17 protein-coding genes are annotated in these 12,651 nt (G+C 72.9%); 10 read left to right on the top strand and 7 right to left on the bottom strand.

Features of this window, described 5'->3' with window-relative positions:
* Positions 1-477 (top strand): hypothetical protein (locus tag PUR71_RS00865; protein ID WP_329924336.1); only part of this gene is annotated, 477 nt, incomplete at its 5' end.
* A gap of 509 nt (positions 478-986) precedes the next feature.
* Here PUR71_RS00865 and PUR71_RS00870 read toward each other — a convergent pair.
* Positions 987-1,298, bottom strand: coding sequence for a hypothetical protein (locus PUR71_RS00870; protein ID WP_329924337.1), 312 nt, complete (start codon positions 1,296-1,298; stop codon positions 987-989).
* A gap of 705 nt (positions 1,299-2,003) precedes the next feature.
* Between PUR71_RS00870 and PUR71_RS00875 the strand changes: the two genes are divergently transcribed.
* The gene (locus PUR71_RS00875; RefSeq protein ID WP_329924338.1) at positions 2,004-2,138 is read left to right on the top strand and encodes a hypothetical protein; all 135 of its coding nucleotides are present in this window, start codon (positions 2,004-2,006) and stop codon (positions 2,136-2,138) included.
* A gap of 20 nt (positions 2,139-2,158) precedes the next feature.
* Entirely contained in the window at positions 2,159-2,437 is a 279-nt protein-coding gene (locus PUR71_RS00880) for a hypothetical protein (protein ID WP_329924339.1), read from the top strand.
* Between the two features lie 485 nt (positions 2,438-2,922).
* Here PUR71_RS00880 and PUR71_RS00885 read toward each other — a convergent pair whose 3' ends face one another.
* The 6 genes from PUR71_RS00885 to PUR71_RS00910 form a co-directional block, all read right to left on the bottom strand.
* Positions 2,923-3,090 (bottom strand): hypothetical protein, encoded by a 168-nt coding sequence (locus tag PUR71_RS00885; RefSeq protein ID WP_329924340.1) that lies wholly within the window; start codon positions 3,088-3,090, stop codon positions 2,923-2,925.
* 27 nt (positions 3,091-3,117) lie between these two features.
* Entirely contained in the window at positions 3,118-3,990 is an 873-nt protein-coding gene (locus tag PUR71_RS00890; RefSeq protein ID WP_329924341.1) for a hypothetical protein, read from the bottom strand.
* Positions 3,990-4,397: a hypothetical protein gene (locus tag PUR71_RS00895; RefSeq protein WP_329924342.1), complete on the bottom strand. Its 408-nt coding sequence runs from the start codon at positions 4,395-4,397 to the stop codon at positions 3,990-3,992. The genes PUR71_RS00890 and PUR71_RS00895 overlap by 1 nt, the downstream gene beginning before the upstream one ends.
* A 23-nt stretch (positions 4,398-4,420) precedes the next feature.
* Positions 4,421-5,074 (bottom strand): hypothetical protein, encoded by a 654-nt coding sequence (locus tag PUR71_RS00900; protein ID WP_329924343.1) that lies wholly within the window; start codon positions 5,072-5,074, stop codon positions 4,421-4,423.
* A gap of 149 nt (positions 5,075-5,223) precedes the next feature.
* Positions 5,224-5,400 (bottom strand): hypothetical protein, encoded by a 177-nt coding sequence (locus PUR71_RS00905; RefSeq protein WP_329924344.1) that lies wholly within the window; start codon positions 5,398-5,400, stop codon positions 5,224-5,226.
* Positions 5,400-5,639: a hypothetical protein gene (locus PUR71_RS00910; RefSeq protein ID WP_329924345.1), complete on the bottom strand. Its 240-nt coding sequence runs from the start codon at positions 5,637-5,639 to the stop codon at positions 5,400-5,402. The genes PUR71_RS00905 and PUR71_RS00910 overlap by 1 nt, the downstream gene beginning before the upstream one ends.
* Before the next feature lie 295 nt (positions 5,640-5,934).
* Here PUR71_RS00910 and PUR71_RS00915 point away from each other — a divergent pair, with 295 nt between their 5' ends.
* The 7 genes from PUR71_RS00915 to PUR71_RS00945 form a co-directional block, all read left to right on the top strand.
* Positions 5,935-6,636 carry a GntR family transcriptional regulator gene (locus PUR71_RS00915; RefSeq protein WP_329924346.1) on the top strand — a complete coding sequence of 234 codons (702 nt, stop codon included), beginning with the start codon at positions 5,935-5,937 and terminating at the stop codon, positions 6,634-6,636.
* A 77-nt stretch (positions 6,637-6,713) separates the two neighbouring features.
* A complete protein-coding gene (locus tag PUR71_RS00920; RefSeq protein WP_329924347.1) occupies positions 6,714-7,703 on the top strand; it encodes a hypothetical protein in 990 nt (329 codons plus the stop codon).
* Positions 7,704-7,752: 49 nt separating this feature from the next.
* On the top strand, positions 7,753-8,112 hold the full coding sequence (locus PUR71_RS00925) for a hypothetical protein (protein ID WP_329924348.1): 360 nt from the start codon (positions 7,753-7,755) through the stop codon (positions 8,110-8,112).
* Positions 8,113-8,762: 650 nt separating this feature from the next.
* Positions 8,763-10,154 carry a hypothetical protein gene (locus PUR71_RS00930; protein ID WP_329924349.1) on the top strand — a complete coding sequence of 464 codons (1,392 nt, stop codon included), beginning with the start codon at positions 8,763-8,765 and terminating at the stop codon, positions 10,152-10,154.
* 46 nt (positions 10,155-10,200) lie between these two features.
* A complete protein-coding gene (locus PUR71_RS00935; protein WP_329924350.1) occupies positions 10,201-10,410 on the top strand; it encodes a hypothetical protein in 210 nt (69 codons plus the stop codon).
* Positions 10,411-10,723: 313 nt separating this feature from the next.
* Positions 10,724-11,182, top strand: coding sequence for a plasmid mobilization relaxosome protein MobC (gene mobC / locus PUR71_RS00940; protein WP_329924351.1), 459 nt, complete (start codon positions 10,724-10,726; stop codon positions 11,180-11,182).
* Positions 11,179-12,651: relaxase/mobilization nuclease domain-containing protein (locus PUR71_RS00945; protein WP_329924352.1), on the top strand; the 1,473-nt coding region annotated here is incomplete at its 3' end. The genes mobC and PUR71_RS00945, both read left to right, overlap by 4 nt.

The raw sequence follows: 12,651 nt of genomic DNA on the forward strand, positions 1-12,651 counted from the left end.
GCCGCCCACTGCGCCCAGGCCGCCGCGCTGGCCACGGCCCGCGCGAGGGAGGCCGCACCCGACGACGCCCAGGAGGCGCCGGTGGCCGCGCTGGAACGGCTCACCGCGGACTGGGCACAGCTGGAGCGCGCCGCCCGGCGCCAGGACGTCGACCGCGCCAAGGTCATGAAGGTGGACCACCTCATCGTGGTGCAGCAGGCCCGCGGCGCCGTCGAGGACGCCCGCCTGGCGCTCGCCGCCGTCGAGGGGGAGATCGCCCACCGGGGCACGCTGCCGCCCAGGGTGACCGAGGCGGAGGACCGGGCCCGCGCCGAGCACGAGCAGCGGCTGCGCGCCGGGGCGGCCCGCAGCCGCTCGACCACGACCAGGAGCACGGCGCCGAAGAAGACGACGCCCCGGCCGCCGACGCCGCAGCCGGCCCCGCGCCCGCGCGGCTACGACGACCCGCGCGACCGCGGCAAGGGCATGGGCAAGTAGCCGGCCTGGCCGGTCTCCGGGGGTACCAGGGCCGCTTGCCGCGCCCTGGACCCAGGCCCAGGTCGGCACTCCCCGGCGCGCTCGGCGTGCGTTGGCCCGGCCCGCCGTTCGCGCCGGGAAGCACCGCCCCCGAGCGCGGCCGGCCATCGCCGGACGCCGCCATCAGATCAGCGCCGCAGGCCCGCAGCCCGCGACGCCGCCCGGCCAGCCAACCACCACCAACAGCAGGGGAGGAGGGGCCAGGAGAGGGATGTCAGAATTTCCGGCCGCCTCCACCAATGCCCCGACCTGCGGCGACGCTCAGCCCGGCCGAAAGGTGGGGTGCTGGCATCAGGAGCTACGTCAGGAGCTGCATCAGGAGTCACGTCAGGACCTACGTCAGGACCTTGGTGGGGCCGTCCCGGACACCAGAAAGGCCGCCCGAGGGCGGCCCGTATCGTCAGCGGAAGGTGACGATACCTTAGCTCTCCAGGTGATCATGGCCCCTGATTCGGGTGCTCTGCCCGGTGTCAGCGCGGCGGCTGCAACGGCAGCATGAGGCCGACGGCGAGCACCAGGACGAGCAGCACCAGCCGCCGGGGCCACGTCGCCAGCATCCACTTGAGCAGCTGGACGAACACCGGCTCCCCGAGCACCGCGCGCCGGTAGGAGGCACTCGCCTTGCGTGCGGCGAAGGCGTCCATGTCGGTGACCCACTCTTCGAGGGGAGCACGGCCGTGATGGGCCCGGCGGTGGTGGTCAGCGCGCTCGGCCTCGGCCTGGGCGCGGTCACCGTGGTCGCTGAACGTCTCGCACGCCCCGCACACGTACCGGAACGCCATGCCGTCCTCCCCTGGTCGCTCTGCCCGACGGTACCGCCCCGCCGGGGTGGCCGAGGTTGTCTACGGAATGGTCTACGGAGTGGCCTGCGGAGTGGTCTGGCGAGTGGTCCACGGAGTGGCCTACGGAGTTGCCTGCGAAGGCCTGCGGCGGCGTCGGGGACAAGGGGTCTGACCTGCGGGACAAGGGGTCGGGACAACCGGTCTGTGGGCGGGGACAACTTCCCTGTGGACCCCTCGCCAGCGGCGATCCGGTCCAGGGAAGCGAGCACCGTTCGCCCGGCGGCCACGCCGAAGGCGCCGACAGACCCCACCGTCACCAACCTTGGTGAGCGGGCGTTCACCAAGGTTGGTGAGGGCCGCCGGCGAACCTTGGTGGACCGGTCCCGGCCTCTCTCGTACGCGCACGTGCGCGCGCGACGTGCGCGCGCGTTGGGGCCCTCGGATCGGCGGCCGGACGCGGTTGATGATGATGGCGAACGGGCCGTCCGGTCGTGATGCATAGGAGTGGGCGGTTCGGGTTGGTCGCCTTGGTCATCTCGAAGTGCATGAGGTGTGGTCGTTCTCGATCTTCGATTCCGGGTGCTGGTGCTCGTGCTCCTGGTCGTCGTTCTCGGCTCGATGGTGATGGTCCGTCGGCTCGGTGATGCAAGGGTGTGATCCGCGAGTCGGCGCCGGGCCGGGTTGGTTGTCGGCGATCCTCCTGGCATGGCGAGGTACTGGGGCCCTGAGACCGAAGAGGACTTCGAGGAGCTGGACGACTTCTACGGGGAGGACGGGGAGGAGCTGGACGAGCTCCTGGACGTGGACGACGACGAAGCCCCGTACGGATTCGTCACGTGACGAAACGCTAGGGTGGGCTCATGAGCGAGGAGAGCGCCCAGGAGCCGGCCGACGGGCCGCTGCTCGAAGGCCAGCAGCGGTGCGTGTGGTGCGGGTGGCCGTTCCGCCCGCCGAAGGCGACCGGCCGCAAGCCGCAGTACTGCCGCCGGGCGTGCCGCCAGCGGGCGTACGAGGCCCGGCAGACCCGGGCGGAGGTCGACGCCGCGCTGCTGCTCCACTCGAAGGGCAAGGCGCCGGCCGCGACCCCGGCGGGGCGGTCGCCGCGGCTGAAGGGCGCCGAGTCGCCGCCGCTGTTCTGACCGACCACGAAGCCCGCCTCCCCGAGCAGGAGGCGGGCTTCGTCGTTCCCGGCCTGACTGGTTGCCCCGGGGGCGGGGCTGCGAGCGCTCGCCCGGCCATCGTCCCTGACCCCACGGGTGGGGGCCGTGGCGGGACTCCCCGGTGGGCGGCAGCTTCGCCGAATCACGGCCGCCGGGGGCCCTGACCCTGCTCCCAAGTCGGTCACGGGCGAGCGCGGTCGGTGAAGGGCCCCCAGAGGCCGTGATATCGCCCTTGGGTGCCGCCCGCCGGGGAGTCCCGCCATACGGTCCACGCCCGCCCCGACGCACCCTGTACAAGATCGCGAGGCCCCCGGCTCCCTGGAGGTGGCCGGGGGGTCCGGCGGGGCAGAGCCCCCCGGATCGGTGACGGCTGCTGACGCACCCTCCGGCGGCAGGGCATGGGCATGACCGAGCCCCCGCCAGCGTGTGCTGACGGGGGCTCCGGTGGGGCTGGGGGTGTGGGGTCAGGCCTCGTCCTCGGTGAGTCCGTGGCGGCGCTCCCACTCACGCCAGCAGCTCCGGACGAGGCCCTGGGTCACGGGGTTGGGGTCGTCCTGGTGCCGCTCGATCGCGGCGCACAGCTCTTCCATGGTGAACTCCGGGATGACCTTGTCGGGCCAGCGGTCGGTCATGGCGGGTGCCTCTCTCGGGTCAGTGGATCATGCGGTGTGGACGTGGCTGACGATGATCGTCCGGGCGGGGTTCTCCGGGTCGGCGCGCATCACGAACCCCTCTCGACCGGACCACTCTTCGGCGTTGTTGGCGTTGTTGTTGTTGCTCTGACCTGCGACAACAACGCGGCCAGGGGTGCCCTCGGAGGGGGAGGGGAGCGGGGGCACGTCGTCGTGGTGGATGCCGCGCACGCTGATCCCCTCGACCTTGACCCCCGCGCGGACCCTGACACCGGCCTCTTCGAGGAGCGTGCTGGTGGCCTTCCCGGACCGCTTCCAGAGGGGGTGGGCGGCGGCCAGATGGGCGGTCACGGCGGTGAGGGCGACATGGGTGCCGGCGGCTCCCAGGACGGCCACCGCAAGGCGGGCGTCGGCGGGGGTCGGGAGGGTCGCCGCCGGGGTCTGATCGGGCTCCTCCTCGGGCTCCTCCTCGGCCTGGTTGTCGTCGTCCTCGGGGGCGTCGTCGTCGGCCTGGTCGTCGCCGCCGGTGGCGGGGTCGGCGCTGGGGTCGGGCTGACCGGCGATCAGCGCGGCGATCACCCACAGGGCGAGGCTCCCGCCGACCACGGTCGGCACCCACTTCCCCACGATCGGCCAGAGCAGCACGAGCGCGGCGACGGTGCCCCCGGCCCGCTTCGACCACGTGACGAACGGGTGCTCGACGTCCTCGGCCGGGGCCGTCGGCTGCTGCGGTGCCGGGTGGCTGGGGCAGTGCTCCGCATGGGTGGGGTTCTTCTTGTGGTCCGGGTGCGTACACGGCTCCGGCTCGGGGGTGGTGGTGCGGGCCTTGACGGCCTTGATGATCCGGCGGTTCCCGGCGGCGAACGTGGCCAGGCTGACGCCCTCAAGCAGCTCGCGCATCAGGCACCGAACCCGTGGAGCACGGAGGCGAGGACGGTCACCGGGATGGCCAGCAGTCCCCCGGCGGTCGACAGCGCGCCGGGCAGCGCAACGCCGACGATCAGGTCCTTGGTCATCGCGGGCTTGGTGCCGAACCCGATCAGGATCAGGATCAGCGCGACCGCGCCGGCGCCGACCGGGCCGACGGTGCCGGACTGCGCGTTCAGCGAGTCGCTGATGCTGGTCGACACGGTGCCGATCTGGGCCAGGGCGGTTCCGGCGCTGGCGGCCAGCAGGCCGAGCGCGGCGCCCCAGTAGATGACGTGGTGGTCCTTGACCGGCTGGAGCTTGCCGCCGCCCTTCTTGTAGATGAACAGCGCAACGATGATCAGCAGGATCATGCCGCCGGACCCGATGGCTCCGAACATGGTGACGAACTCCTTTGCGGTGGTCAGTGGTTGTGGAGCAGGTGGCCGGTGGCGGCCAGGAGGGGAGCGAGGCCGCAGACGGCGGCGAGGGCGGAGGAGACGGGGACGCGGGCCAGGACGAGCACGACCACCCGTCCCGCGCCGCGCACCTGCGACACCGGGGTGCGGCCCCAGCCGCGCATCCGCAGGTCCAGTGCCCACGCGCCGATCCAGGCGCCGATGCCGACGGCGAGGGGCAGGGAGGCGACCCACTGGACCAGGCCGACGGAGAACCCGACCGACGCGGACAGGGCGGTGAGCGTGCACCAGCGCCGGAACCGCTTCACGCGCTCGGAGTTGGCGTGGCGCCACGGGAGGGTGGCCAGGCGCTCGGCCGTGTGCTGGCGCTGGCGGTCCTCGGCCCGGTGGCGCTGGGCGCGCTGCTTGGGGGTCTCCCCCGCAGCCTCGCGGACGGCGTCGTCCTCCTCGCGCAGGCGCCGGCGGCGCTCGTCGGGGGTCTCGGTGATGTACAGGCCGATCCGCTCGATCGCCTCGGCTGTGCGCTCCTGGGCGCGGTCCGCAGCGGCGATGTTCTCCGGGGTCCAGACGGCAGCGGCGGTCTGGGACCACCAGGTGGTGGAAAGGCCGGCGGTCGGCGCGTAGTTCGGGGGCGGGGGCGGGGGCGTGGGCGTGGTCACCGGTGGTACCCCCGGATGAACAGCCAGGAGCAGTACCCGGCGATCGCGGCGTCCACCAGGACGAACACGAGGCAGATGATGTTGCCGATCATGTGCGGGCCCTTCTTGGGGCGGGCCCGGCCGAAGCCGGGCCCTGGGTGGACGAGGGATCAGGAGGAGCGCTGGCCGAGCTGGTTGTTGCTGTGGGTGGTGCGGGGGGCGTGGACCACGCGGCCGTTGGCGCGGGCCTCGTCGTAGTCGGTGCCGGTCCAGACACGGCCGTCGGTTGCGGTGTGGTCGGGCGTCTCGGTGCGGGTGCTGGGCTTCGACTCACTGCGGCGGAACATCAGCGCTCTCCCTCCGCCGTGCCAGTGACGACCAGGACGTCGCCCTCGATCTCCAGCAGCGCGTAGTAGGTCACGCACCCGGCCGGGCTGTTCGGGCCGTCGGACGCCCTCACCGACATGCACCACTCGGAGCGGATCAAGTCGGTGAGCTGCTGGGCGGTGATCGGCTCGGCGGCCGTGTAGGACGCCGTGGTCGTCGGGCGGATGGTGCCGATGATCGGCACGGTGCGGTCGCTCACTTCGACCCACCGCCCAGCAGGCCGCGCAGGAGGCGGGCCGCGGCGGACCCGGCCTTGGCCAGGTCAGCGGGGGTGATCGGGGGGATCTTCGGGGTAGCGTCGGACATGGCTGGTCCCTTCACGCAGGGGTTGGCCTGAGCCCCGGCCGGGTCGCTTCCGGTCGGGGCTTCTTGCATCACTGAAGGTAGACCAAAACGCCGATTTGCACTACCCCCTTGGTAGAGCATGCCTTCGTGTTCTACCGTTCTGGGTAGAGCGGGCTGAACAGGTGCTCGCATGAGGAGGAGGGATTGCCGTGGCCGGATACGCCGAAATCGCCGGGCATTTCCGCAAGTTGATCGAATCGGGGGGACTGTCGCCGGGCGACCGGCTCCCGCCTCTCAGGGAGGTGATGCAGGAGTTCCAGGTAGCGCAGCAGACCGCCAGCAGGGCCTACGCGAAGCTCCGTGCCGAGGGGCTGACCACCGCGACCACGGGTGGTGGGACGGTTGTCGCGCCGCACGGCAGCGGCAACATCGCTGCCCGGGTCGCAGCCCACGCATCCACTGGTCGTGCCCTTGCAGAGGGGGAGACCAGCCGGATCGTCGAGGTCGGCACTGTGCCGGCGGACGAGACCGTGGCACATCGCCTCGGTGTCGAGCCTGGCACTCCGGTGCACGTCCGTCGGCGCGTCGTCAGCCGTGGGGGTGTGCCCGTGCACTACTCCTCGTCGTACTACCCGGCGTACGTCATCGAGGCGGTCCCCGAGCTGACCCAGCCTGTCTCGACCGGCGCGTCCCGGGAGTTGGCCGCCGAGCGCCTGGGCGTCCCGCAGGCCCAGGTGCTGGAGGAGATCAGCCCCCGGCTGGCGACGGTGCCGGAGGCCGAGGCGCTGGGCCTCACCGGTCAGGTGATCGTGAACCAGATCGTGCGCACGGTCTGGCTGGCGGACTCCCGGACGGTCGAGGTCGGAGTCAAGATCACCGCGACCGTGCTGCGGTACTCGACCGCGCTGTAACCCCCGGCATGCAGAAGGGCCGGACCCGGATGACCCCCGGGACCGGCCCCACCACCTAGTGATCCACGGAGGTACCCGTGTCCCACACCACGAAGTATGCCGGGCCGCGCGCCATCGGCTGGCCGACCGGTCTCCTGTTCGCCGTCCTGTTCCTGATCTGCGCCGCCGTCGGCGTGGCCGGGGCGTACGGCACCTACAGCAACGCCAAGGCGGTGTTCCACGACTCCGGCCGTGCCCTGTCGCTCGTCGCCGGCGGCGAGGGCGTCGTCCTGGTCCTCGGTGTCGCCATGCTCGGCCTGACCCTGATCCAGCGCCCCTACCCGGCCGCGCTCCGCCTCGCCCTGATCGCGGTGCCCGCCGCCGCCTCGGTCGCCGGGGTGGTCATCGCCCCCACGATGGCCGACGCCGCCGCGTACGCCATCTCCCCCATGGCCATGACCGCCGCCGCCGAGCTGTCCGGCCTGCTCGCCCGCTCGATCGTGGTGCACCGCAACGGGGTGGACGCCGAGGCCCAGCGCCGAGCCGCCGACGCCACCCGGCGCCTGGCCTACCACCGCGCCCGCGCCGCCGGTCACCCCGACAAGAAGACCCGCGCCCGCTCCGAGCGGGCCGCCTGGCGCCTTGCCGCACGGGTCGGGGAGGGTGACCTCGTGCTCGGCGCGGATCTGGCCGAGGTGCAGCGCGAGCGGCTGACCATCGCTGCCGACGACGCGCTGTCCGGGATGTTCACCCTCGTCGCCGTAGCACCCGCCGTAGCGGTCGAAGCGCAGGTCAGCGTCCCTGCGGGAGCCCCGGCCGTAGCACCCGCGCCGCACCCCGCAGCACCCGGCGCTACGGCCACGCTTGCCGACGTGTGCACGGTCGCCGGCATTGCCGAGCCCGCCCCTGGCGAGGCCATCACCGACGATCAGGTCGCCGCCGTCCTGCGGTGGCTGAAGTTCTCCACCAACCCCCCGATGTCCGGCCGGGCCGCCATCGCCGCGTTCCGCAGCGGCGGCTACGTCGCCACCGAGGCCCGGCTCTGGGAGGCGTGGCGCTCCATCAGCAGCCCCACGACCAACCCCTGATGCCGCGAATCGCCACGAACCGTCGGACCCAATCGGAAGGATGAGCACCATGACCGACCAGACCGCCGCCGACCTCGCCATCAAGGTCGAGAAGACCCTCCACGAACTCGTCTACGCCACCATGGGACCGGACTACCCCGGCCTGGAGTACCCCGGCGACGTGTACACCACGGTCGCCGGGCTCAAGGAGGGTGTCGGCCGACTCCCGCAGACCGCCACCCAGCTCGCGAAGTTCATCGAGCACCTGGCCGCCGGCGACCACCTCCGCCTCGACCACGACGGCGACCTGGCCGCCCGCCGCAAGGAGCTGATCAACACGTTCAACGCGGTTGTCAGCGCTGCGAACCAGCTCTACAGCGCGCTCAACAACGCGCACACCCACCTGCACGACTTCGCCTACAAGGACTGACCAGCAGAAACGCCGCAGGGCCCGTCCCCCCAAGCGGGGGACGGGCCCTGACGGACTGCAGGTCACATCGAGCACTTTCGCGCCGTGCGCCTCACGTTTCGCCTTCGTACGGCATGATCTACCCCAGTACAAAGGCTGGTGTGGGTTCGGGTTGGCGCCCTACCCCACTGGCCGAGTCCCTACCCAGTCGCTTCGCAGGCGAGACAGCTTAGGAACCCGACGCTTTGACCAGCGTAACGGGTGCCCCTGGCACCCGCGCAACCATCGACCAGACTTCGGCCGCCGCGCCGCAGGTCGCTCCCGCCCCGGCGGTCGAGCGCCCGGCCGCAGGTGGCCATTCGCACGCCCTTTCGCCGAACGGCCGTGCCGGACGGCCGGGGCTGGCCGCCGTCACCGCCGCCGAGAAGGCCGGCGGACTCCACCTCACCCGCGAGCAGGCGGCCCAGTTCCTCGCCGACTCGGAGCGGGTCTGGTCACTCCTCCGGGACCTCGATCCTGCCTATATCCCCCCAAAGCGCCCAAATTCGGACGCTGCTGACGGCGGGTCACCCACTACGGCGGGCGCCTCGGGAAGTGGGGAAAATCAGCGACCCTCTGACGGCGACGGAGAGGGGTCAGGACGGCTCAAAACCGCACGTCAGCGGCGGGACGTGGCCAGCCTGGAGAAGGCCCGCACGCGTGCAGAGAACGAGCGCAGGGACGAGCTGGACGGCTTCCGGGAGGGGCTCCAGCCGTACTCGGGCGTCGACGGCTTCAAGCAGTGCGGACGCCTGCCCATCCCCTTCAGCAAGGTGCTCGGCATCCCGCTCAAGTACGACGGCAAGCGGGCCCGCTGGGGTGAGCTCCAGCGCTGCCGGAAGGTCCACCTGTGCCCGACCTGCGGCCAGGAGATCCGCGCCACCCGCCGCGCGGAGCTGGAGCAGGGGAACCGGACTTGGGTCGACAGCGCGCTGGAAGGTGCCGAGGTGCACACAGTGGCCATGGCCACGTTCACCTTGCGGCACTTCAAGGACGACTCGCTCGCCGATCTGCTGGCCATCCAGCGGGACGCCTGGTCCTACTCGTTCGGGAAGTACGCAGGTCAGCACTGGAAGCGGATCCGGGCCAGGTTCGGCATCGTCGGCGACGTGAGGGTCTGGGAGACCACTCACGGCGCCCGGTACGGCTGGCACCCGCACTGGCACGTCCAGTACATGCTCAAGAACCCGCTGACGGCCAAGCAGGCGAAGGAGCTGGAGACGATCCTGGCCGACCGTTGGACCCGCGCCGTCACCCGCGCCGGCGGCAAGCAGCCGGACAAGAAGTGGGCGGTGAAGCTCCTGGTCGCCAAGCCGGGGGAGGAGGCCGCCTTCGCCGACTACATGACCAAGGAGATGACCGGCCAGGCCGACAAGGAGGGCCGCAAGGCCGGGCAGCGCACCCCGCACCAGATCGCCCAGGACTGGCTGAACCGGGTCGAGAACCTCACCAAGGCCCAGCGGGACGCCCTGACCCCGCGCCAGCGCCACGACCTGGCTCTGTGGCGGGAGTACGAGGCCGCCGTGCACGGCCTGCGCTACATGCGCTGGTCACGGGGCCTCAAGGAGCTGCTGGGCATCGACACCCCGGACAACGACGAGGATCTGAAGACGGGCGAGGAGCAGGCCGAGGAAGAGTCGCCGACGGTGCTGTCGGTGACCTACACCGCCTGGTTCCGGGCCATCATCAGCCGCCGCGGCCGGTCCCTGGCCCTGCGCAAGGCGATGGAGGCCGGCGGCGTCGGCGCGGTACACGCGCTGGTCGAGGTGTGGAACCGGGAGGACTGGGACCGCTGGTGGCGGACCAGGCCGGAGAAACGCCGGGGCGACGGCCCGTTCCAGATCGTCTGGGGCCGGGACATCCGAGACGTCCGGCCCGGTCAGGAGCCCGAGTACGTGCCGCCGGTCTCCCCGGCCGAGCTGTCCGGCGGTGCCGACCCCGGCAAGCAGCTGCTCGACGCCATGCGCCAGCAGCAGGCCATCCGCGACGCGGCGAACCCGAAGCAGCTCGCCCTCTTCTGCTGACCCCGTCAACCCGCCGCCACCGACCCACCCACCCGAAGGAGGGACCGTGACCTACCGCCGACCGCTCGGCCCCGGCGTCGACCACCAGGAGCCGGTGGAGGTCGTGCCCGGTGCCCGCCGCACCGCCGTCGAGCGCGCCGCCGAAGCCGCCCTCGCCGAGCCGACACGGCGCGTGTCGCCCGTGTCGGCCGTGGTGACCGGCCGCCGCCCGCTCACCCTGCGGACGCCGGAGGACCAGCCGCCGTCAGCCGGCTGACGAAGGGGGCCGCTCCCTCCGGCGCAAGCGCCGGAAGCCGGGCGCCAGGGCGCCCGACTGCGAGGCCTGGTGACGTCCGGTCAAGGCCACGACGGGAGAGGCCCAAGCCGCCGACCGGTCAGGGCGTTGGCCGCCCAGCCCAGCCGTCGACTTGGGAGCCAGGTATGGATCTGCGCTTTGCTTGATCCCCCTGGCCTGCCCCCGCTTCGCTGGGGGGCAGGATGGGGGCTCCGCCGCCCGGGGGGCGACGGGCCCGCACGGCCCCCGCCCTGGGGGCGGTGTCCGGCACCCGCGAGCGAGGAAAGGTGACCGCGTGCCAGCACGGGGAGGACGGCTGACCGAGGCCGGGAAGCGCGACCACACGGTGTCGATACGGCTCACGCGGGAGGAGCTGGCGCGATGGCACGAGGCCCGCGAGCGGACCCCGCGCAAGGAGTTGGGCGCGTGGGCGCGGGCGGTGGTCGAGGAGCAGATCAACGGGCACCCTGGCATCCCGGGGGACGTCGCCCGGGTGCCGGAGATCAACCACGCCGGGTTCCTCCAGCTCGCCGCGCTGGGCAACAACCTGAACCAGCTCACCCGGCTGGCGAACACCGGGGAGCTGCCGCGCGATCTGCTGCCGCAGCTGGAGCGGGTGATCGCGGAGGTGGGCGACGCGGCGCTCGCGCTGCGCGGGCTGCGCCCGGTCGGCGGGGCGGGGGAGTGGGAGCCGGACACCGATTCGTCACGTGACGAAACGGTGTGGATCGATCCGGACGGCGATCCGGCGTGATCGGCAACATCACCAAGGGCCGCAGGGCCGCCGGGGCGATCCGCTACGACTTCGGGCCGGGCCGCCGGGACGAGCACCTGGAGCCGCGCTTCGTGGCCGGCACCGTGCCGGGCACCCCCCAGCAGGTGGCCCGGCTGATCGACCACCACACCCGCCAGCGCCCGGACATCAAGACCCCGATCTGGCGGGTCTCGCTGTCGGTGCCGGACGAGGACGGCGAGCTGGACGACCTGAAGTGGGGGGAGATCGCCACCAAGTACGTGCAGCGGATGGGCTTCGGCGGCTGCCCGTGGGTGGCTGCCCGGCACGGGCACGACCACGTCCACCTGACGGTGTCCCGGCTCGGCTGGGACGGGCGCCTGGCGGACGACGGCCGGGACTGGCTGCGCAACCGCACGGTGCTCGACGGCATCGAGGCCGAGTACGGCCTGGTGCGCGCCGCCGACCGGTTCCGGGAGACCCCAGGGGTGCGCTCCGGCGCCGAGCTGGCCGCCGCCCAGCGCCGGGGCGCCGACCGGCCGGAGCGCGAGCAGATCCGCCAGCTCGCCCAAGCCGCCCGCGACGCCGCCGCCGGGCTCGGCCGGGAGGCGTTCGAGGCGGAACTCACCGCGCGCGGAGTCGACCACCGCGCGAACGTCGCCTCCACCGGCCGCATGAACGGCTACTCCCTCTCCCTGCCGTCCTGGCTCGACAGCGACGGCGAGCAGATCTGGATCCCCGCGAGCAAGGCCGGCCGCGAACTCGCCTGGGGCAGGCTCGGCCCGGTGGTCGAGCGCCGGGAGCCACCGGCCAGCACCGCGCCGCCCGCCGACCCGGCCGCGCAACTGCTCGCCACGGTGCGCGCGGCCCGCGCCGCCGAGGAGGACCAGGCCGTCGAGGACGTCGTCCTGCCGCCGTACCTTGCGCCCGAGCTGCGCATCGACCGGCGCCGGCACGGCTGGCTCACCGCGCACCAGCTCCTCACCGCCCGGGCCGACGCGGCGAAGGCAGTGCGCGACCGGGTGGACGACCTCAACGCCGAGACGGCGACGGCGATGCGGTTCGACGGCATCGCCGCCGGCGTTGCTACTGGGGCCCACGTCGCCGAGCTGCACGAGCGCCGCGACCGGCTGCAGCGCGCGGTCGGCCACCTCGCCGACGCGACCGCCCACCAGGCCCAGGCCGACGAGCACACCGCCGCCGCGACCGCCTCGCGCGCCGTCGCGGAGGAGGCCACCAAGAAGGCCGGCCGCAGCAAGCTGGTGCTCGCCGCGCTGGGCACAACCCGGGCAGCCGAGCAGGGCATGGCCCGCGCGGCCGTCGAGTTCGCCGAGCAGCAGGAGCGCGCCGCCGCCCACTGCGCCCAGGCCGCCGCGCTGGCCACGGCCCGCGCGAGGGAGGCCGCACCCGACGACGCCCAGGAGGCGCCGGTGGCCGCGCTGGAACGGCTCACCGCGGACTGGGCACAGCTGGAGCGCGCCGCCCGGCGC

It is taken from the genome of Streptomyces sp. SP17BM10, from assembly GCF_036322405.1.
Classification (GTDB): Bacteria; Actinomycetota; Actinomycetes; order Streptomycetales; family Streptomycetaceae; genus Kitasatospora.

Excerpts from the sequence above, each read along its gene's own strand:
- PUR71_RS00875 (WP_329924338.1), top strand. The coding sequence starts at position 2,004 with ATGGCGAGGTACTGGGGCCCTGAGACCGAAGAGGACTTCGAGGAGCTG.
- PUR71_RS00885 (WP_329924340.1), bottom strand. The coding sequence starts at position 3,090 with ATGACCGACCGCTGGCCCGACAAGGTCATCCCGGAGTTCACCATGGAA.
- PUR71_RS00880 (WP_329924339.1), top strand. The coding sequence starts at position 2,159 with ATGAGCGAGGAGAGCGCCCAGGAGCCGGCCGACGGGCCGCTGCTCGAA.
- PUR71_RS00870 (WP_329924337.1), bottom strand. The coding sequence starts at position 1,298 with ATGGCGTTCCGGTACGTGTGCGGGGCGTGCGAGACGTTCAGCGACCAC.
- PUR71_RS00925 (WP_329924348.1), top strand. The coding sequence starts at position 7,753 with ATGACCGACCAGACCGCCGCCGACCTCGCCATCAAGGTCGAGAAGACC.
- PUR71_RS00905 (WP_329924344.1), bottom strand. The coding sequence starts at position 5,400 with ATGTTCCGCCGCAGTGAGTCGAAGCCCAGCACCCGCACCGAGACGCCC.
- PUR71_RS00895 (WP_329924342.1), bottom strand. The coding sequence starts at position 4,397 with ATGTTCGGAGCCATCGGGTCCGGCGGCATGATCCTGCTGATCATCGTT.
- PUR71_RS00890 (WP_329924341.1), bottom strand. The coding sequence starts at position 3,990 with ATGCGCGAGCTGCTTGAGGGCGTCAGCCTGGCCACGTTCGCCGCCGGG.